This is a genomic window from Pseudoalteromonas sp. SMS1 (assembly GCF_021530565.1).
Classification (GTDB): Bacteria; Pseudomonadota; Gammaproteobacteria; order Enterobacterales; family Alteromonadaceae; genus Pseudoalteromonas.
In genome coordinates, this window is record NZ_JAKGBI010000001.1 from 206817 (window position 1) to 228582 (window position 21766).

Genomic DNA, 21766 nt, shown 5'->3' on the forward strand with positions numbered 1-21766 from the left:
ATTTTATACCTTAAATGCAGCAAGCGCTCTTTCCCTCGCTGCCTTATGTTCGACGATAGGTGCTGAATAACCACTTTCACCAAACGCACTAAGATATTCGTGGGGAAAATGAATATACTTTGCGGGCACTGATTCAAGTTCATGTATATACTTACGAATAAAAGTACCTTCAGGATCAAACTTCTCGCTTTGTGTAATTGGGTTAAATATGCGAAAGTATGGCTGTGCGTCACAACCCGTACTCGCTGCCCATTGCCAACCACCATTATTTGACGCTAAATCACCGTCGATTAGCTTACTCATAAAATAAGCCTCTCCCCAACGCCAATCAATCAAAAGGTGTTTAGTTAAGAAGCTAGCAACTATCATTCTCAGTCTATTATGCATCCAACCTGTTTGGTTAAGTTGGCGCATTGCCGCATCAACAATTGGGTAACCAGTTCTTCCTTCGCACCAAGCTTGAAACTGGTTTTCTTGATTCAACCATTCAATATTGTTGTATTTTTCGTTGAAGTTATGTCCTTTGCACAATTTGGGGTAAACAAACATTAAATGCCTGTAAAACTCTCTCCATATTAATTCATTTACAAAGGAGAATGTCTCTGATTTAGTGCGAATAAGTACATCAGGTGTCTCGGATTGGACACGGCCTATTAGCTCAGAAACTGAAACAATCCCCAAAGCTAAGTAAGGACTTAAGCCAGATGTACCTTTTATACTGGGTATGTCACGTTGTTGGCTGTATTTATGCACTTTCTCGTAAATAAATTGTGCGATGACTTGTTCAATAACGTGATCATCTACTGGCCACTTATTCGATTCTCCACAGGACCTCAACAAGTTAGGGGTTTCCCACGATAACGCGGGCCCAATTGCTTGCAGCCTAGCGCCTACTGAAAAAATGCGGTTGCTATTAATTGATAACCAAGCTTTTTTGAAAGGAGTAAATACTTTGAACATTTCCCCCCCTTTGGTCACAATGCTTCCGGGCGGTGACAAAACATCACCATCATACAAATGAAGCGCGTACCCCATTGCACTGCACGCTTTATCTCTGTTGAGTTCGTTTACCTCATACTCTCTATTTGCATAGATCTCTGAGATGTGATTGTTTTTTAGAAACAGTGCAAGAGAAGCGGGTAACGAATCAAAGTTTTCGGTTTCAATGACATTGAGCTTAACCCCCAACTTAGCAAGCTCTCCCCCCAAATAGTTAACACGTCTTTTCAATAAATCTATTTGTATGTTGCTGGTGTTATGTGTCTGCCACTGTTTTTCACACACAAAAAACAGCGCCTCTTTGGCGCCGTTGTTAATCGCTTCAATAAGCGCTTCGTTACCATGAAGCCGTAAATCGCGCCTGAACCAGAAAATTGGATTTCTCAAATTGCGAACCTTAATTTTAAATCACTTGGATAAGGGTTAAAGTACACTTGCTGTTGTAAGTATGCCTTGGGGTGTACGCGTAAATGATGTTTAAGCAAGGTAAGCGGCACATTAAGCGGCACTAGGCCCTTTCTATATTCGTTTATGGCCTCAACCATTTCAGCCTTTTCGACCTGCGAAATGTCATTTTTAAAATAACCTTGTAGATGCGCTAACGTGTTAGCCTGCCCCTTTCGACTCGCCGGCTTCTTAAGAGCTTGCATCAAACCTGATATATAATCTTGTGCGAGCGCCTCACACTCATTAGCATCCCCTTCAGCAAGTAACCTTCCGAGTGTCCTGTATGCGCCATAGTTGTGACTCATTAAAAGATATTTGTGTTGCGCATGAAAATCAGTCAACACTTTCTTACTCACTGATTTACGAATTAGTTCCTGCCAAGACTTGTAAACGTATACACGCATCACAAAGTTCTCACGCAAATGCATGTCATTCAGACGTCCATTTTCTTCGCAAGGTAATAAAGGGTTATGCTTCATGATCTGCTCGGCGAACGCGCCGATGCCTTCTGCAGACGCGCCAGTGCCTGTGTCGTTATAGACTTTTACACGCTCCATGCCGCAACTTGGACTTTTGGCGCAAAAAACAAATCCCGAAAGCTCCTTGGCTTTTGTTTTCGCTATTCTCTCGCCATACTCGGTTAACTTAGGACCCACATCACCGCTACCATCAGGACGACATACCCTGATCACATCACCGTATCGTACTTGGCGAATGGTGTTACGTGGTATTGGCATGCCAATGGCTACTTCTGGACAAAACTTAACGTACTCTACATGGTTAACAAACTCGTCCATGCAAAAATTTGAGCGTTTATGGCCTTTATCAAAACGTACGCGATCCCCACCTAGACATGCACTAAGTCCAATTTGAATCGCAGTTTCAAAATGCTTTTCTGTGTAAGTCATTAGTAAATCAACTTTCCAATAGGGTTAAGTAATTTGCTTAAGCCTTTGTTAAAGTGTAAAGCGTTATCCACTAGGGTAAAGCATAAGCAACCGTCTTCAGTTTTCGGCGTATGATTATGACGCCCGTCCAACATAATAAAATCACCAGGTACATATTTACCGCTCTCATCTTCAAATGTACCGTCTAATAATAATGTTAGCTCAAAACCAGTATGTGTGTGTTCTGGAATTTCTCCACCTGGTTTAATATGTAAAAGGCTACTTCTTAATGGACCTTCTTCCAGTTCAAACCTTGCTCTTGACACTTTACCAGCGTTGATAAAACTGCCTAGCTTCAACGCAGCGATGGCACGTGGCAACTGCACTTGTTTACCTTGATATTCAAAATAATCCGCGCTGTGGGGAATTAACTCGTCGTACATAGCTAACGACGTTATACTTTCCATCATGTGCTCAAATTCATCATCATCTGCGCCATTCGACTCTGTTTCAAACACAGCTAAAGCCTGCTTTGCTTCTAGTAGATCGAACTCTCTACTGCATTCATCACACATTTCAATGTGTGCTGAAATCGCGACACTCAACCCAGCAGGTAATTCTCCTGCGATGTGTTTTTGCATTAGCTGTTTTGATGGGTGATATTTAATCATGATGCTCTCCCAACTCTACTTTTAACTTTTTCAACGCCAAGCGTAGGCGTGACTTCACTGTCCCGACTGGGATATCTAAATGTTGCGCGAGTTGTTCTTGCGTCATGTCTTCAAAGTACACACCCACCACCACATCTCTTTGAGGTGCTGGTAGGTTTTTGATCTTCTCTTTCAGTTGATTGGTCTGCAAGTGATCTTTAAAGCTCTTTTCACATACTTGCTCGTCATGGAACAAGGGCCAAATGTCTTCACTTAAATTGTCTTCTCGATTGCTCTTTATTTTTCTCAACGCGTCAAATGATGCGTTTCTCATGATTGTGTATACCCACGTAGTTGCCGCGCCTTTGTCGTGGTGATACAACTTAGCCTTGCGCCAAACTGACGTCATGGTGTCTTGCACGAGCTCCATTGCCATCGCTTCAGATCCGAATTGTTTGATGCCAAATCGTTTTATTTTTGGGGCGAAATAGGAAAACAAATAGGCATAAGCCTTTTTGTCTGCGTGTGTGGCGACTCTTATTAATGCTTGAGTTAACTGCTCTGAAGGGGTTTCTTGCATCCCTACGCTTTTACCTTTTTGAATACGGCAATCTTGAGACTGCTCCAAACTAACCATAATTTTAACGCTCTCAGTCAGTAACATAGTAGACTATACGCGCTGATAAAACATTGAGATCACTCCTGCTCTGCAAAAATTTCTGCAAGCACATTTGTTACTCCGATGTAGCTTTTGCAGCTTTGTATTTTTTTCTTTTGATCTAGTGTTAAAGGTAGCAATTCCAACCACCTAGCTGCAACCCAGATTGGGTTTGCGTAATTCTTTTGTTTATAAAGTGTATTAAGCTGAGGATTAATAACAAACAAGTCTCTCAATAAGTCTGCAAGCTTCTCATGAATCACCAACTCTTCGTTGTGTCCGAGCGTCCATAATGGTTCGGAAATTACATCACATTCGCCATGTCTTAAATTCATGTCATCTACAGTCACTCGATTAACGGTAACTAAGTGCTTTGCGTGCACATCTATCAGTAGCTGCCCCCCCTTGTCTTGGGAGAAATCAACAATCTCAACGTAAACACCTTGTTCCGATACTCCATGCTCATTCGATTTGTCCGAGTGACATAAAATAAACCCATGCCCTTCTTTCATGGCGACCTTTACCATGTGTAGGTACCTAGGTTCAAAAATCCTTAGCCTGGTGTACCCTTGGGGCAGTAAAAAGATAGGTAAGGGAAAAAGTGCTCGTTTCATATTGATTTAGTAAAATTTAAGATAAGCTTATGTACGCCAGCCTAAACAAAACCGATCAATTAAATTGAATAATTACGACACCTTTTTGATGTATTCAAGTCCTAATAGTCAACGCGTTACTGCCATTGAAAAGTCCTTAAAGACACTTTACCTGAACACATTTTTACCCCTTCCGCCAACAACCTTTCCTGTTGCTCGACAAATTTTTCAGAGTCTTCAGGAAAAGAAATTTTTCCTTGTCCATTAATCACTCGATACCAGGGTAATGTACTTTCTTTCGGCAAGTTTTTTAGCAAAAAACCCACTGCCCTGGCATGACGAGGAGCACCAGCTAACTTTGCTATCTGGCCATAGGTTGCAACATGTCCAGCCGGTATCGCGCCGATCAGTGTATAAACTCGACGCTTAAACTCTTCTTCCATTGTATTCTTCTCCTAACTTTTTGAACCCTTCCCATAAGTAATTCGCAACCGAACCGTAGTGTGGTAATTGACGTCTAAAGGCATGAATGTCTATATTGAATTGATCCTGCCTGTCCACCACATTTATTTGCTCTAAAATGCCTTCATTCAATTCTTTTTCACAATGGTTTAATGTCACCATGGCGAATCCAAGTCCTTGCATGACGAACATTTTGATCGTGGAGATGTCGTCTAGCTTCATAACGCTCATGCTTTTAGAGTACTCTAATCGGTCGCTGTCAAACTCGAATCCGCTTTCCTTCATTGCCAAGCAAGGATACTGATTAAGTTCTTCAAATGTTACCTTTTTTGGCATTAACCCTTTTTTTGCCACAATACCGAGTTTTACCTCACCGATTGCGATGGACTCTAAATCACCTGTTGCGTGGAACAAATTAAACCAAGGCCCTATGCCAATATCAGAAAGCCCCTGATTGACCCTTTCTAAAGCCACAAACCGTTTCCCGCTGGTTATTTCGAATGCCGTCGATGGGTATTCTTGGAATGCACGCTTTATCAGCTCGTTACAGCCATAATCATAACTCATTGCCTCATAGCAAATATTGTACTTCGGCTCATTGCCTTGTGCTAAATCCGATGCCATCGCTTTCAAATTTTCATGATGTTCGATTAACTTAATGGCCTCTTTATAAAACCGCTGGCCTTCCTCTGTAAGCTTGATTCGATAGGCTTCTCTCGTAACAAGTGCAAACCCGAGCTCATTACTGAGCCTTTTAATTGCTTGTGTAATAGCAGGTTGTGTTTTAAATAAGCGTTTCGCAGCATCATTTAAACTGGCTGATTGCGCTACAACATGCAGCACTTCTAGATCTGACAACTTCATAATTTTTATTTATGGTTTTTCTAATTTTTTATAATTTTTATTTTAGTACTAATTTATATATCCTGCACTACATTAGTTTAGGAGTCATACATTTCGGAGTAACCTTAGTGTTTAAACGCGCATTCGTATTATCTACAGCCCTGTTACTAGGAGCCTGCCAAGATGAAGTCATTACCCAAACAGAACAAGAACTCGTTCGCCCTGTAAAACTTCATACCGTAAATGACCCAGCCGCAGCAACTTTGCGCCACTTTCCTGCGGAGGTTGTTGCTAATCAGGGGTCTTACCTTGCATTTCGAGTAAATGGAGAGTTGATAGACTTTCCTATTTTGGCGGGTCAAGAGGTAAAAAAAGGGCAATTATTAGCAAAATTAGACCCCGAAGATTTTGAACTACAATTTCAACAGCGTAAAGCACAGTATGAACTGACAGCGCTCCAACTGAACCGAATCGAATCCCTATTTAACAAATCTACAGCTTCTAAAGCCGAATATGATCAGGCGCTGGCTAACAAGCAAGTTGCCGAGTCCGCATATCGTATCGCTCAAACAAACTTAGAAAATAGTGAGCTTCGTGCACCTTTTGATGGCACAGTGGCCAAAGTGTTTGTGAAAAACTTTGAAAACATCGTCGCAAAACAGAATATTCTCCGTCTTGAGACACGAGATCGAATGGATGTGGTTATTCAAGTACCAGAAAAGCTCGTGGCAAGAGTGAATAAAGACTTAGATTATCACCCAAGCGTGGTTTTCGATGGTTTTCCAGATAAATCTTACTCGTTGACGATTAAAGAGTGGGATACACAAGCAGATCCCGTCACGTTGACATATAAAGTGGTCTTTTCATTGCCAATACCTGAGGACTTTAACCTACTTGCAGGTATGACCGGGCACGTATATATCGACCCAAGTAAAGTCACTAACCTTGCCAAAAAAACACTTATCGTACCTACTGAAGCCGTATTTTCATCACCAAATGAACAGCTTGAAGGCAACCAGTATGTTTGGGTATTTGATACCGACACTGGTATCGTTTCAATGCGTCAAATTCAAATTGGACAGATGAGACAGTCTGGCATTGAAGTTAAAAGTGGCCTGCAAGCTGGTGAGATCATTGTTTCTGCTGGCGTTCACCACTTAAAGGAAGGTCTAAAAGTACGACCATGGACCAAAGAGCGAGGCTTATAATATGAGCTTGGCACAATGGTCAATTGAGAACAAAGTTATTAGCGCGATGTTTGCTGTCCTGTTGCTAGCAGCGGGCACCGTTTCTTACTTTGGGCTTGGACAACTGGAAGATCCTGAGTTCACGCTTAAAAAAGCAATGGTAATTACCACCTACCCCGGTGCGTCGCCACAGCAGGTAGAAGAAGAAGTTACATACCCTATTGAAAATGCTATTCAAAGCCTGCCATATGTTGATTACGTCACGTCTATCTCGTCGCCTGGAAAGTCTCAGATTTCAGTTGAAATGAAGAGTACTTACAGAAAAGAAGACCTGAAACAAATTTGGGATGAACTCAGAAGGAAGATCAATGACCTTTCACCTCAACTACCACCTGGCGTAAACCCTCCCAGTATTATCGATGATTTCGCAGATGTCTACGGCATGCTTTACGGGGTAACGGGCGATGGCTATTCATATGATGAGCTAAAAGATTATGTCGATTTTTTACGTAGAGAGCTTGTCCTCGTAAATGGAGTAAGTAAGGTCACTGTCGCGGGCGAACAGCAGCCACAGGTCATTGTAGAAATCTCAACACAGAAATTATCTCACTTAGGTATTTCTCCAAATCATATTTTCTCATTGCTTCAGACGCAAAATACAGTGTCAAACGCTGGTAAAATTCGTGTCGGGAACGAGTCTATTCGACTTCATCCTACCGGCGAATTTACAGATGTTTCTGAATTAGAAGGCTTGTTGATTTCTCAGCCTGGCGCTAAAGAGCTCATCTACCTTGGTGATGTAGCAAGCGTGTCGAGAGAGTACCAAGAGGTACCAAACCACATCACACGCTTTAATCAAGCGCGAGCTCTATTACTCGGGATCTCATTTACGTCAGGCGTCAATGTTGTAGATGTTGGCTATGCAATTCAAGATAGGTTGTCCGAACTTGAATATCAAAGGCCGTATGGCGTTGAAGTCAGCGCTGTTTACAATCAACCGGCTGAGGTTCAAAAGTCAGTTGATGGATTTATCATTAGCCTGATAGAAGCGGTTGCTATTGTCATTGTCGTCTTGTTGATTTTTATGGGGGTTAAAAGCGGAATCCTCATCGGTGGCATTCTTTTATTAACGGTTTTAGGTACCTTCATTTTCATGAAGTTGTTTGCAATCGATCTTCAGCGTATTTCTTTAGGCGCGCTGATTATTGCATTGGGCATGTTAGTAGACAATGCCATTGTTATCACTGAGGGAATCTTAATTAACCTTAAACGCGGACAGAGTAAGATAAAGGCCGCTGTCAATATTGTAGAGCAAACTAAATGGCCATTGCTGGGCGCCACAGTTATCGGCATTACAGCTTTTGCACCAATTGGACTCAGCTCAGACGCAAGTGGAGAATTTGCTGGCTCGTTATTTTGGGTACTTTTCATTTCCTTATTACTGAGCTGGGTAACCGCCATCACGCTCACACCGTTTTTTGCCAACATGTTGTTTAAAGAACAGATCCAGTCAGCGCAACACGCGGAACAAGTCGACCCATATCAAGGCGCGATTTTCACTGCTTATAAGTCACTGCTTAAGTTCTGTTTAAAAAACCGATGGACGACAGTGGTATCAATGGTACTACTGCTCGTGGGTGCAATGATGGGCTTTAAATCTGTTAAGCAGTCTTTCTTTCCAGCCTCAAATACCCCAATGTTCTACGTAGACTACTGGCATTACCAAGGCGCCGATATCAGAAGTACTGCTGACAATGTTGCGAAACTCGAAGCATTTTTAAAGCAACACGATACAGTCAAAGAAGTTACAACGACAATTGGTCAAGGTGCGCCTAGATTTATGCTGACCTATGGGCCAGAAAAGCAATATGATGCCTATGGACAAATGATTATTCGCGTTGAAACCCGAGAGGATGTCATTGAGATGATATCCAAGGTCAGGGAGTTTGCCGCGCAAAATGAATTGGATGGTCAATTAAAAATTAAGAGGATGGAGATTGGCCCGTCTACAGACGCTAAGATTGAAGCAAGGTTTTCTGGGCCCGATCCCGTTGTGTTAAGGCAATTAGCACATAAAGCGAAAGTGATACTTGCTGAAGATGACGGTGCACATAGCATTCGTGATGATTGGCGTGAAAGAAGTAAGGTACTTCAACCTGTATTCAATGAGCAAAAAGCTCGCCGTTTGGGGATCAGTAAAACAGATCTTGACCAATTGCTATTGACGAGTCTGTCTGGTGCTCAGGTTGGGCTGTATCGTGATGGTACAAAATTGCTACCTATCGTGGCGCGCTCTCCAGAAACGGAAAGATACAGTGTCGAAAACTTACAGGATTTACAGGTCTTTAGTCCAGTACTAAATGTCTATGTCTCTGCAAGTCAAATAGTCGATAGCTTTGAAGTTGTTTGGGAAGACAGCTTAATTATGCGCCGCGACAGAAAACGTACCATCACCGTTATGGCGGACCATGATGTCATTGGTAATGAAACACCTGCGAAACTGTTTGCAAGAGTAAAAGCGGATATCGAGGCAATTGAATTACCACAAGGCTACACAATGGAATGGGGCGGCGAATATGAGTCTTCAACAGATGCTCAAAAAGCAATATTTGGCTCACTACCTATTGGCTATTTGAGTATGTTTATGATTACTGTATTACTTTTCAACTCAATACGTAAGCCGCTTGTAATCTGGAGTACGGTGCCACTTGCCATTATTGGTGTTACTGCTGGCTTGGTCATTTTCCAAGCACCATTTAGCTTTATGGCGTTGCTTGGATTGCTGAGTTTATCGGGCATGTTAATCAAAAATGGAATTGTACTCATGGATCAGATAAATCTAGAAATGAGCAGCGGCAAAGATCCCTATCAAGCAGTCTTTGACTCAGGCGTTAGCCGTGTACGTCCGGTTTCAATGGCAGCCATAACCACAATTTTAGGTATGATACCGTTATTGTTTGACGTATTCTTTAAATCAATGGCCGTTACCATTATGTTTGGTTTGGGATTCGCTACAATCTTAACGCTGATTGTTATCCCCGTGGTTTACTGCCTGGCATTTAAAATCAAAGCACCACAACATGTATAAAAATTGATAAAAATGGCCGCTTAGCGGCCATTTTTATTATTCAATGATAAGGTACCTTTAACCCGTTGCGTTGACTTTGTGGTTTTTTTAGCCTGAATAGGCTTAGTTCGTTCCCTGCTTCTTTTAGGCTTAGTGTCATCATACTGCTTAGGTGCTTTACTTTTGGGTTTAGCTCGTTTTTTTCCATCGATAGATGCCTCTTCAGTTTTAGAAGAACCTTCAATAGATGCATTGATTTCAGCCATTTCTTTGTCGCTCAAGTGGCGCCACTCTCCAGCTCGAAGACCGTTCAGGTTGACATTCATGATACGAACACGTTTGAGTGTTTGTACTTCGTAGCCAAAGTGCTCACACATTCTTCTGATTTGTCTATTGAGGCCCTGAGTCAGTACAATGGTGAATTTTTTAGGGCCATTCTTTTTAACAAAACACGGCTTAGTAACCGTGCCTAGGATCGGCACTCCTGAGCGCATACCATTTATAAATCGGTCATCGATTACTTTATCAACCGTCACCACATACTCTTTTTCGTGATTATTCCCGGCACGAAGAATCTTATTAACAATATCTCCCTCGTTAGTAAGGAAGATCAGACCTTCAGATGGCCTATCAAGCCGACCAATGGGGAAAATACGTTCTGGATAATTTATCGCATTAACAATATTGCTTTTAATTTTACGCTCAGTGGTGCAGGTCACCCCAACAGGCTTGTTGTAAGCGATGTAGACTTGCTTGGGTTTAGCTTTAAGTGGTTTACTATCAATTAGTATTTCGTCCTGATCTGTCACTTTAAGGCCCATCTCGGCTATTTGACCATTCACTGAAACTCGACCTTCACCAATAATGGTGTCAGCTTCCCTTCTGCTACAAAAGCCAGTTTCGCTTATGTACTTATTTAATCGCTTAGGTGTATCCACGCCAATCTCAATATCGTAAAAAGCGTAATTGTATATCTAAATCAGATTAAAATGAATCGATTAAACCGTCTGGCTATATGTGCATTTAATGTTTGCTAACCGGTTGCTGGGTACTTTGCTTAAGGTACTCGGGTGAAAAGTCATAGCGCGTCTGCTTTTTATCTAAAATACTGAATTGTTTATAGTCTATTCTTGACCAGTCAGGATTATTAGATATCCAGATATACTCGCTTATATTGTCACGCGTGATTGCCGATAGTTCGAACGTTATTTGGCTGTTCTTGTGCCAATATTTATTACCATGATGAAAGTCAAAAATTGATATTAATGCCCATCCCCCCATCATAAAATGGCCACCAACCGTTGCGCTTAGCTGGCCTTTCTGGATCAAGGACAAACTATCCGATAACCAATCAAAACCACCAATTGCAACTTTGACATCCCCTTTTTGAAGCTGCCTGATTGCAGTTTGCGCACCCATTGCCATCAGATCTGACGCACTCCAGATGAGTTGTGTATCAGGATAGCGCTTAAATAAACGACGAGTTTTAGTGTAAGCTTGCTCTTTTGACCAACTGGCATGAACGGTTTGTTGAAGCTTTATGCCTGCACTTTTAAAGTAATCCGCAGCGCCCTGATTGCGTTTGTCTGATTCGCTACCATAGTGGCCATTGATGGCTAAACCATTGACGTCGCCTTTGTGACCACTGGCAATGACACTGTCATGTAGTGACTTGGCTAAGTCAAATCCGGCTTGGTAATTGTCAAAATAAATTTCACCCAGCCAATGCTCAAAACGTTGCTTGGGGTAACCAATTTCTTCTTTTTCCATCCCTGTGATGGTCTGCTCTAACGTAATAAATTTGATCCCATAGTTGTCGAGCATGGTTAAAGTCTGCTCCGCACCACCAGGGTACAGCATTAAAATCACGTAGTCTGGACTGGCTCTGTAATCAAGATATTTTTTGAGTTCGGCCAATTGAATATGACGATTGCCATCACCATAGATCACATCAATATTAACGCCCAGCTGCTTACTGGCTTCCTCGGTAATTTTTTGCACTTTCCCCCAAAAAGGTTCTCCGGCAAGCGAAGGATTAACAAATAAGACTGAAAAACTAGGTTTTGCGATGCTCACAGGTGTACATACAAAAAAGACAAAAATTAGCACAGCTCTCAACAATGTCATTTAATTACCCTCTTTTGAATAACAGCCTGTAACTTTATTAACAGCATTTCTGCCGGCCCGGTGACATTCATTCGAGAAAACCACCAGACTAGACTTAATTGTAGAACAGTCAACAAAACAAATATCGCAACAAAATGGATTTGCCGCAATTCTAGTTGCAAATTTTGCAAGACGATTTGAAATGCCATAACCCCAAGCACCGATTGCAACAAATAAAGCGACAAGGAATAACGTCCAGCCAGAGCCAGAAGATGGCCCTTTTTTACGATCCAGTTGGGTACTTGCGCAGCTAAACTGATAAGTGCTAAACAAAATGGAATGGCAAACAGCCAATTAATCACCTCAAACACGATTCTGTGCTCGTCAAAAAACAACCACCTCGCGATGATAGCCCCCACAAGTGCTAATGGCATCAAAATAAAGACGCAATACATGGGTGAAACCCCACCACAGTGGAGCCATCCAGATCGATAAATAAGTACCCCAATAAGCATTAACCCAAAGGTGTACCAAAGCGTAAGAAAAGGCAGAAGCGCGAGCATTTCCGCAAAATTAGTAAGATTACGATAAAGAAACGCCAGCACACCATCTATTTGAGGTGTCATAACAACAGTTTTCTGTTCATTAAAAATGAGGGCTAAATATGCGAGTAAAACAATGGGAGCAACGATGGTCAATACAGACATTTTAAATAAGGTCTTACTGTCTAGGTGAATGACATAGATTAAAAGTAGCCCAGACACTGCATAATTGACCAGAATATCCCCTGGCCAAAGAAGGACCCCATGAACACACCCTATAAGACACAGTGCATATAGCCTTGCTTGTGCTTTTTGATAGAACAGCGTGTGCCCATACTTTTCTATGTACAGACACATAGACACACCAAATAAGATGCAAAAAATAGTTCTAAAACGTCCTTGAACGAATACATCGATAATGAACGTCAAAAAAACATCGACGTCGTTCTCTTTGTCTACAATATATCCATTACTGAAGTCAGCCATGTAAGCAAGGTTGGTGAGAGGAAGCCCTAATAGCGCAAACCCTCTTAACACATCGACCAATACAACCCTATTCATTAATAGACATGTTCTCGATACATATCGGCCCAATTAACAGCCTGAGCATGAAAGTCCGGCAAACTCTCATCAGACATATTTAACATCGTACACGCTTCTTGCATAGCCCACCAACTTCCGCTTTCGTAAGCCCGAACAATGTTTAAAATATAAAACAAAGTATTTGATTCACCGAGTAATGCGTCATGCAACATCTCAGGAAAAGGTAGCCGCTCAACAACCACTTCCATCGGTTTGTCTAAAATCGCATCCAGTAGAGAAAATAACCCTGTTAAAAAACTCATGCTGGCCATAGAGGGGGCGACCTGTTTGCTGATTAACTCGCAAAACCTTGAACGAACGATACATAATCGAGTGAGTTCCGTTGGCTTTTGCTCTGCGACATGCGCTGTCATAATCAGGTTTACAAATTTTATAATGCGTTCATGGCCTAAATATACAAGCGCCTGCTTAAGTGACTCAATGCGATTTTTAATTGGGAAAACACCCGAATTTATAAGCCTAAGTAACTTGTAGGCCAGTGCGGTATCTTGTGCGAAAAGCTCTGCAATACGAGGAATATTCATATTCGGTTTCAAAGCTTCGGAATAAATCAACATGACAATGGCGTAATTAATTTCAATGTCATTTTGTGCGATCATCGTCGGTTTAGCGAAGAAGTATCCCTGAAAAAAATTAAACCCCATTTCCTTGGCTTGTAAAAACTCTTCTTCTGTTTCTACTTTTTCGGCTAACAGTTGCAGGTTTTTACGCTTTCTAAGCTCTTCCACAAGCGGGGCAATTTCGTCGAGTGGACTCTGGATTAAATCAAACTTTACCAATCTGGCCAACTTTAAGAATGGCTCCCACTCCTTAGAATAATTGAAATCATCCAGCGCTAGACGAAAGTTATTGTGGAATAACTGCCTGACTTTTTCGTAGTTTTCTGTTGTGGGTGGAATTGTTTCCAGTAGTTCAAGGATCACGTCGTCAGTAGGCAAAAACTGCGCTAACTCTTGATGTAATGACTCTTCACCGATGTTGATTAGTGCCTTCTTTCCCGAGGTTAAATACCTAGTCCCTAAATTAAGCTGATTGTCCATGATCAGCCTAGCAGTAGCAGCGTTTTCAGCGATATTGGGAAAGCTGTTTTTCGTTCCATCACGAAATAACAGCTCATAAGCTACCACGTGCTTTTTGCGATTAAAAATGGCCTGGCGAGCCACAAACACTTTCAAATCATCGCTCCTAGCTTACTGTTTAATAACAGTACTTTTGTTCTATACCTTTTAATTATATTTAATAATTTTAACCCGAATTTCTGATAAATAAAATCAAACTAAAACATTAAAGTACTAATTTTGTATTGCTAGGTTGAGCTAGCCCTAACTACTCATATAACTTTTCCCTGTACAGTATAGCGCTTTGTTCCCAAGTGAACCTTTTTTCTGCCGCATTTTCACAAATTTTATGATAACGTTCTGAATCGCCATTAAACATGTCAATACACTGCCCAAATCGCGCCACTAAACCTTGCGATTGTTCGGATATGTTGTCTCCTGAAAACACGAACCCTGTTACATTGTCTTCAACCGTATCGGCCAACCCACCGACATCATTGACCAGGCAAGGCTGACCAGCTCTCATCGCAAGCATTTGGCTAATACCGCATGGTTCAAAGGAGCTAGGCATTAAAAACAGATCACCTATTTGATACAATATGTCGCCGATCCCTTCACCATAACCTTTCAGGTAAAGTACATTCTCATTTCGCGCCATTACCTGAGAAAATAGATATTCTAACCCTGCATCGCCTGAACCAAGAATAACCAATCTCCCGTCTACGGTTGCCAGTTTATTGGCCAGCGCATCTAATACCATCACATCATTATATGGCTGCTTCAGCAACAACGCTTTTTGGTCTGTGAGTCGGCCAACACTGGTAACGATTGGCCCCTGACATGGTGAACTCGCCCATTTATTTACTTTTTGATGGGCAATATAGTGCGAACTTTGTAATTCGTTGTGCTTTGCCATCCATATGAACAAGTTTGACTCGGCGCTTTCAAGTAATGAGCTCCAACTGGACTCTGGTATTTGATAGTCGTAATTACACCCATTTAGGATACCAACCAGTTTCCCTGATTTTGCGGCCAATAGCATATCGTGCTCAAGGCCCTCACCGCCAAAAAATCCAGCTTGATGGTCACTGCCTTGTTGTACTTCGTTGCAATAGTTAGGAGACACTAGATGTACCTTGTCTGCTAAATTTATCGCAGCCCTCATTGGGTTAAAACAATGTGGATAATGATGGTCGCAGATTTGCTGCCCATCATAGCTCAGCGTCGGGTACCAAGCCTCTAAACTCGATTCATCTCCATTGAAGGGCCTAATGCCCTGCAACGCCAGATTGTGGACCGTGAAGACGGTTTTTAAGTGTTTAATCCTCTCGAAGCGTGGGCTAAAACGTCTCAATACAGCAACACACGCAGCATGCCAATCGTGTAAATGCAGGACATCAACGTCTGAAATTAATTCATGCTCTATTACTTCACAAACCGCGGCACTAAAAAATGCAAACTTGTTCGCATCGGTGTAAAACGGACGCCCATCATCGTTGCAATATACTGCGCCACCGTGCTCTGAGAACAAAGAGTGTGAAATAACATATTGGGTTACCCCATGCTGTTCGTCTACACGCCACAATACAGCCGTCTCAAGATGTTGTTTAAACGGAACCGCAATGTCTGCAACAAATTGGCGTTGCATTTGACGTTGGCCATAATCTGGCACGATAACCGATGTCTTAATATTTTTTTCTGTCAAAGCGTATGGGATGTCACGGATCACATCCGCGACACCACCGACTTTGCAATTCGGCAGCCTGTCATTTTCGGCTGCCACCATAACTACATGCATATACTAACCCTAGGCACTTTCTAAACTGGACTCTTTTGGCTTTTGGCTTTGTTGCAACGCAGCAAGCATATCCCGAGTCACCAAAACAATACCTTTATTTGACACTCTAAAGCCATTACTGCGGTCTTCCTCAGGGTCATAACCAATTCTCATTCCTGTAGGTATTTCACAACTGCGGTCGATTATTGCATTTTTAATTCTACAATGGCGATTGATTTTAACCCCTGGCAACACGACAGCGCCCTCAATTTCACAGTATGAATGCACATGCACATTCGAGAACAACAGCGATTTTCTCACAACGGCACCAGAGATAATGCACCCGCCAGAAACTGTAGAATCTACCGCCATACCACGTCGATTTTCGTCATCAAAAATAAACTTAGCTGGTGGTAATTGCTCTTGATATGTCCATATAGGCCATGAAGGATCGTATAGATCCAATTGAGGCTCTACAGAGACCAGTTCCATATTCGCTTCCCAAAAAGAATCAATGGTACCAACATCTCGCCAATATGGTTGTCCCGGGTGACTGGGATCTCTAAACGGAAATGCAAAAACATTATGCTCTTCAATAATCGATGGAATAATGTCATGCCCAAAATCTCTGCCAGATCCCTCGCGCTGAGCATCTCTTTTCAGTTGTTCAAACAAAAACTCTGTATTGAATACGTAGTTACCCATGGAAGCCAAGCATATACCTGGTTTGCCAGGTATGGATGATGGCTGTGCTGGTTTTTCATCAAACCTGCGAACACGCTTGTCTTGATCAACCGTCATCACGCCAAATGTATTTGCAGCTTCTTCACACTCTACTTCTATACAGCACACAGTCATATCTGCGCCAGTCTCGACGTGTTTCGCAATAAGCGCACCATAATCCATTCTATAAACATGATCCCCTGATAGAATCATGACATATTTCGGCAACTCATGACGAATAATGTCCATATTCTGAAAAACAGCATCCGCTGTACCGCAATACCACTCATCTCCATAACGTTGTGATGCTGGTAGAATTTCAACAGATTCACCGAGCTCTTTCTTGAAATGACCCCATGCTCGGTTCACGTGACGTATCAACGAATGTGATTTGTATTGCGTTGCAATACCCACTCGTCGAATGCCCGAGTTTATGCAATTTGATAATGGGAAATCGATGATTCTGTGCTTACCACCAAAGTAGACCGCTGGCTTAGCTCGCCAGTCGGTTAATTCGTGCAACCGACTGCCACGCCCACCTGCAAGGATCAATGCATACGTGTCTCTTGTCAGGTTACTGATATAACGGTTTGCATAACTCGGCATTTCTTATCTCCATATTTATGTTCAAGGCGGTTACTGCATGGGTTTCAATCGCCAAATATCTTCACTGTATTGTGAAATCGTTCGATCACTAGAAAACATGCCACTAGCTGCTGTATTTAAAATACTCATGCGATTCCACAATGTTTTGTTTGTGTAGCTCTGCGCGGCGCGTTGCTGCGCATCAAAATAACTTTCGAAATCTTGCGCAACTAGCCATGGATCATGAGGGCTTTGGATCGACGCAATAATGTCATCAAAAATGTTGGGTTCAAATAAATTAAAATGACCGCTTGCTAGTAACTTAATCGTATTTTTCAGCGGCTCGAAGGACTCAATGATCGCACTTGGATTATAGTTTTGTCTTACCTGATTCGCCTGCTCAGCGGTGACCCCAAACAAGAAGAAGTTGTCATCTCCGACTTGTTCACGAATTTCAATGTTCGCACCATCGAGTGTGCCAATGGTTATTGCGCCATTCATCATAAACTTCATATTACCCGTACCACTGGCTTCTTTGCCTGCGGTAGACACCTGCTGAGAAAGATCTGTCGCTGCACAAATTGTTTCCATTGCAGTGACATTGTAGTTAGGTAAAAATGCAACGCGTAAATAGGGTTTAGCCGCGTTGTCTTTGTTCACCACGTTTGCGACATTATTTATCAGCTTAATAATGAGTTTTGCCATGTAATAACCAGGTGCAGCTTTACCACCAAATAAAACACACCTAGGCACCATGTTTTCAACTTCACCACGACGAATTTGATCATATAAAGCAATCACATGCAGTATATTCAGTAATTGGCGTTTATACTCATGAATGCGCTTTACCTGAACATCAAACATCATATCTGTATCAAAATGCACGTTGCAGCGGCTTTCGACCAACTGAGCAAGCTTTTGTTTATTGTTTATTTTTACTTGCTGCCATTCTTTGTGGAACGACGGTTTATCATAGAAGCGCCTGATCCCTTGTATCTCAGCGAAATCTGCTTGCCAACCATCACCGATTTTATCCGTAATTAGTTGAGCCAAATCGGGGTTACAATGTGCCAGCCACCGTCTTGGTGTAACACCATTGGTTTTATTATTAAATTTGTTCGGCCATAAATTATAAAAACTATTAAACAAACCAGATTTAAGTAACTCGGTATGTAAAGCAGCAACACCATTGACGGAGAAACTGCCTACAATAGCTAAATAAGCCATCCTGATTTGTGGTTCTGGCCCCTCTTCGATCAAGGATAGCTCCCTTTGTTTTGCGACATCACCAGGCCACTTCAATGCCACTTCCGCCAAAAATCGCGCATTAATTTCGTAAATGATTTCAATGACTCGAGGAAGTAAACGACTGAATAGCGACACAGACCATTTTTCAAGGGCTTCAGGCAATAGCGTATGATTGGTATAAGCCATCGTCGTCGTTGTGATCTGCCAAGCCGTATCCCACTCAAGTTCGTATTCATCCAACAACAAACGCATTAGCTCAGCCACCGCAACACTGGGGTGGGTATCATTTAATTGAAATACGTGATACTCCGAAAAGTCGCTAAAATCAGTGCCATGCTGATCAGTCCATTGCTGCAGGATATCTTGTAAACTGGCACTGGAGAGGAAGTACTGTTGACGAAGCCGCAGTTCCTTGCCATTTTCGCTGGTATCGTTTGGATACAATACCATCGTGATCTGTTCTGCAAGGTTCTTCTTCGCAACCGCTTCTGAATAACTTCCCTCATTAAACTCTTTCAGATTAAATTCATCTGTCGCTTCAGACTTCCAAAGTCTTAGCGTGTTAACTACGCCATTTCTGTAACCAGGGATGGGCACATCAAAAGGAACTGCCAGTACATCCTGAGTATTCACCCAGTAATGATGGACTCGCCCTTGTTTATCTGTGTGCGTTTCCACATTACCAAAAAATTTAACAACTTTGGCCTGCTCTGGTGCACTCAATTCCCATGGGTGCCCTTCTCTAAGCCACTTATCTGGGTGTTCAATCTGAGAACCATGCTCGATAGATTGATTAAACATGCCATATTCATAACGAATACCATAACCAATCACTGGAAGCGCCAGAGAAGCACAGCTATCAAGAAAGCACGCCGCCAACCGCCCCAAACCACCATTACCTAACCCTGCGTCGTGCTCAGCAGACTCAAGTTCTTCTAAATTTGTACCGTATTCACTGAGCGCTGACTTTATTTGCTCTTCTAGATCAAGATTTAAAATTGCATTACCTAGCGCCCTTCCCATTAAAAATTCCAGTGACAGATAGGCCGCTTTTTTTGTTTTTTGCTGATCAAGATGCTGCTTAGTTGCTCGACATCGGGCGACTAATCGATCCCGTATAGTCAGTGCTAAAGCTTGAAATAGGTAGTGTTTTGATTCCCCGACTTTGTCGCGTCCAAGTGTGTAGTAAAAGTGTCGATTTAAGTCATCTGCTAAATCGCTCTCATTGAGCTTGGGCGCATCCTGCCAGTGTTTAACGACACACACATTAGACTTTTTCTGAGCCATTCGCGGTTTCCTCATGATTGGACAAGAGTACATAAGCACTTTGCCCTGTTAGGCAAAAAGAGTTTGGGATCTGGCCTACTTCAAAATCTGTTTTTGAAGAAAGTACAGCTTCCCAGCTAGTTGAAAACGGAGGTTCTGGTAACTGGATTTCAGCGTCAGAGGTGTCAGCATGCAGAACAACTAATACCGCACTACACTCAACATTGTCCGCCAAAATGTATACTAGGGTTTTGTTTAGTTCATCGTGCCAATCGGACTCACTCATAATTTGCCCGGCTCTGTTGTACCAGAGCACTGCAAACCGTTCATCATCCGCATGAACAAAAAAAGGATGTTGAAACACACTTAATTTATTGCGAATTTTAATCAGCGATGTAATTGGTGCTTTAAGTATCTGTGATTCTCGTAACCCCACCCAATTTAGCCAACTACTCTCATTGTCCTGACAATACGCGTTGTTATTACCTTTCTGAGTGTGGTTTAGTTCTGTGCCAGCACAAATCATTGGGACACCTTTGGACATAAACAAAGTAATCAAGGCACTGATTTGCAGTTTATTTCGTTTGCTGACGATTTCTAGATCCGTTGTTTCGCCCTCTACGCCGCAATTAAACGAGTAGTTTTCACTGTGTCCATCACGATTCTGCTCTCCATTGGCTTCATTGTGCTTATCCCCGTAACTCACCCAATCAGCAAGGCTAAACCCATCATGACTGGTTAAAAAGTTTATGGAATTCAACGGGCCTCGTAAATTATGTTCAAATAAATCATTTGAACCGTGTATTCGCTTCGCCAATTCTGGCAACGTGCCGCTATCCCCACGCCAAAACCTTCTAACTATGTCACGATATTTATCATTCCATTCCCGCCAAGGCGGAGGGAAAGCCCCAAGCTGATACCCACCTGGCCCTACATCCCATGGCTCTGCAATTAGCTTTACTTGAGACAATACAGGGTCTTGTGCGATTGCTTGAAAAAAAGCATGTTGACCGTGAAAGCCTTCATGGGTGCGACCAAGAATGGTCGCAAGGTCAAACCGGAAACCGTCAACACCCATATATTCGACCCAGTAACGTAAGCTGTCTAGAATGAGTCTTAACGTAATTGGGTCATCAATATTAATTGTATTTCCGCACCCTGTGTCATTAATATAAACCGATTCGGGACTGTGCAACATGCGATAATAACCATGATTGTGTAAACCCTTCATAGACAGCATTGGACCATCGATACCACTTTCTGCGGTATGGTTGTATACCACATCAATAATAACTTCGATGTTGTGTTTATGTAGCGTGGAAACCATTTCTTGAAATTCAATGATATTGCCAGTTGCGCTGTAAGCTTTGTGTGGCACGAAAAAGCTTAAGGTGTTGTAACCCCAATAATTCTGAAGGCCTTTTGTCGTCAAAAATTGTTCACTGATAAACGCATGAACGGGTAATAACTCAATGGCAGTCACCCCAATACTTTTGAGGTGTTCAATAAAACTGCTATCACAAATTCCTAAAAAAGTGCCTTGCTTTTGTTGCTTCACAGAACCAAGCATTTGCGTGGCGCCTTTGACATGACACTCATAAATAAAAGTCTTGCACCAAGGTATGTTGGGTTTCTTACCATTATATGGGCTAGGAGAGCACACCCGACTTTTTGGCATATCAATCGCATTATCGTGAGAGTTAAATTCTCCCACTGGTAAATGGCAATAGTGACGCTCACTCCAAGTAAAGTCGCCATAAAAATCTTTACAATAAGGATCGAGCAAAAGCTTGTTTTTGTTAAAAAGAAAACCTTCTTTTGATTCGTATGGCCCATCCGCTCTGTAACCGTACAACGCGCCTTCTTCGAGTGACTCTACAAATAGAGTCCATAGACCCCCTTCACGTTTATGCATATGCAAACGGGCAAGTTCAATGTAGGCATGTGTCTCAAACAAGCACAAAGAAACTTGCGTCGCGTTTGGCGCGTACACAGCAAAGTTAACACCGTTTTCCAAAACAGTGCTACCTAATGGGTGGGTACATCCAAGCTGAGTATTCAACAT

Annotated in this window: 17 protein-coding genes; 2 read left to right on the forward strand and 15 right to left on the reverse strand. The window is 42.2% G+C overall.

Annotated elements, in window-relative coordinates; genetic code table 11:
- Positions 1–3 precede the first annotated feature (3 nt).
- The 7 genes from phrB to L1286_RS00905 form a co-directional block, all read right to left on the reverse strand.
- A complete protein-coding gene (phrB, locus tag L1286_RS00875) occupies positions 4–1386 on the reverse strand; it encodes a deoxyribodipyrimidine photo-lyase (protein WP_235405001.1) in 1383 nt (460 codons plus the stop codon).
- Positions 1383–2354, reverse strand: a complete 972-nt coding sequence (locus L1286_RS00880) for a YbgA family protein (protein WP_235405002.1) — start codon at positions 2352–2354, stop codon at positions 1383–1385. Before L1286_RS00880 ends, phrB begins: the two co-directional genes overlap by 4 nt.
- Positions 2354–3004 (reverse strand): ChrR family anti-sigma-E factor, encoded by a 651-nt coding sequence (locus L1286_RS00885; RefSeq protein WP_235405003.1) that lies wholly within the window; start codon positions 3002–3004, stop codon positions 2354–2356. The genes L1286_RS00880 and L1286_RS00885 overlap by 1 nt, the downstream gene beginning before the upstream one ends.
- Positions 2997–3620 (reverse strand): sigma-70 family RNA polymerase sigma factor, encoded by a 624-nt coding sequence (locus tag L1286_RS00890; protein ID WP_235405004.1) that lies wholly within the window; start codon positions 3618–3620, stop codon positions 2997–2999. Before L1286_RS00890 ends, L1286_RS00885 begins: the two co-directional genes overlap by 8 nt.
- A 59-nt stretch (positions 3621–3679) precedes the next feature.
- On the reverse strand, positions 3680–4255 hold the full coding sequence (locus L1286_RS00895) for an LON peptidase substrate-binding domain-containing protein (protein ID WP_328284181.1): 576 nt from the start codon (positions 4253–4255) through the stop codon (positions 3680–3682).
- A gap of 116 nt (positions 4256–4371) precedes the next feature.
- On the reverse strand, positions 4372–4677 hold the full coding sequence (locus L1286_RS00900; protein WP_235405006.1) for an MGMT family protein: 306 nt from the start codon (positions 4675–4677) through the stop codon (positions 4372–4374).
- Positions 4661–5560, reverse strand: a complete 900-nt coding sequence (locus L1286_RS00905; RefSeq protein WP_235405007.1) for a LysR family transcriptional regulator — start codon at positions 5558–5560, stop codon at positions 4661–4663. The genes L1286_RS00900 and L1286_RS00905 overlap by 17 nt, the downstream gene beginning before the upstream one ends.
- Positions 5561–5667: 107 nt before the next feature.
- Here L1286_RS00905 and L1286_RS00910 point away from each other — a divergent pair, with 107 nt between their 5' ends.
- Positions 5668–6747 carry an efflux RND transporter periplasmic adaptor subunit gene (locus tag L1286_RS00910; RefSeq protein WP_235405008.1) on the forward strand — a complete coding sequence of 360 codons (1080 nt, stop codon included), beginning with the start codon at positions 5668–5670 and terminating at the stop codon, positions 6745–6747.
- Position 6748: 1 nt separating this feature from the next.
- Complete coding sequence (locus L1286_RS00915) at positions 6749–9814, forward strand: efflux RND transporter permease subunit (RefSeq protein WP_235405009.1); 3066 nt, start codon at positions 6749–6751, stop codon at positions 9812–9814.
- A gap of 20 nt (positions 9815–9834) precedes the next feature.
- Here L1286_RS00915 and rluF read toward each other — a convergent pair whose 3' ends face one another.
- The 8 genes from rluF to glgX form a co-directional block, all read right to left on the reverse strand.
- A complete protein-coding gene (gene rluF, locus L1286_RS00920; RefSeq protein ID WP_235405010.1) occupies positions 9835–10731 on the reverse strand; it encodes a 23S rRNA pseudouridine(2604) synthase RluF in 897 nt (298 codons plus the stop codon).
- Between the two features lie 85 nt (positions 10732–10816).
- Positions 10817–11920 (reverse strand): ABC transporter substrate-binding protein, encoded by a 1104-nt coding sequence (locus tag L1286_RS00925; RefSeq protein ID WP_235405011.1) that lies wholly within the window; start codon positions 11918–11920, stop codon positions 10817–10819.
- Positions 11917–13002 carry a DUF418 domain-containing protein gene (locus tag L1286_RS00930; protein ID WP_235405013.1) on the reverse strand — a complete coding sequence of 362 codons (1086 nt, stop codon included), beginning with the start codon at positions 13000–13002 and terminating at the stop codon, positions 11917–11919. The genes L1286_RS00925 and L1286_RS00930 overlap by 4 nt, the downstream gene beginning before the upstream one ends.
- On the reverse strand, positions 13002–14219 hold the full coding sequence (locus L1286_RS00935) for an EAL and HDOD domain-containing protein (protein ID WP_235405014.1): 1218 nt from the start codon (positions 14217–14219) through the stop codon (positions 13002–13004). The genes L1286_RS00930 and L1286_RS00935 overlap by 1 nt, the downstream gene beginning before the upstream one ends.
- Positions 14220–14370: 151 nt before the next feature.
- Complete coding sequence (locus tag L1286_RS00940) at positions 14371–15900, reverse strand: glycogen synthase (protein WP_235405015.1); 1530 nt, start codon at positions 15898–15900, stop codon at positions 14371–14373.
- Positions 15901–15909: 9 nt separating this feature from the next.
- Positions 15910–17208 (reverse strand): glucose-1-phosphate adenylyltransferase, encoded by a 1299-nt coding sequence (glgC, locus tag L1286_RS00945; RefSeq protein WP_235405016.1) that lies wholly within the window; start codon positions 17206–17208, stop codon positions 15910–15912.
- Between the two features lie 30 nt (positions 17209–17238).
- Positions 17239–19722 carry a glycogen/starch/alpha-glucan phosphorylase gene (locus L1286_RS00950; protein WP_235405017.1) on the reverse strand — a complete coding sequence of 828 codons (2484 nt, stop codon included), beginning with the start codon at positions 19720–19722 and terminating at the stop codon, positions 17239–17241.
- Positions 19703–21766 (reverse strand): glycogen debranching protein GlgX, encoded by a 2064-nt coding sequence (gene glgX / locus L1286_RS00955; RefSeq protein WP_235405019.1) that lies wholly within the window; start codon positions 21764–21766, stop codon positions 19703–19705. Before glgX ends, L1286_RS00950 begins: the two co-directional genes overlap by 20 nt.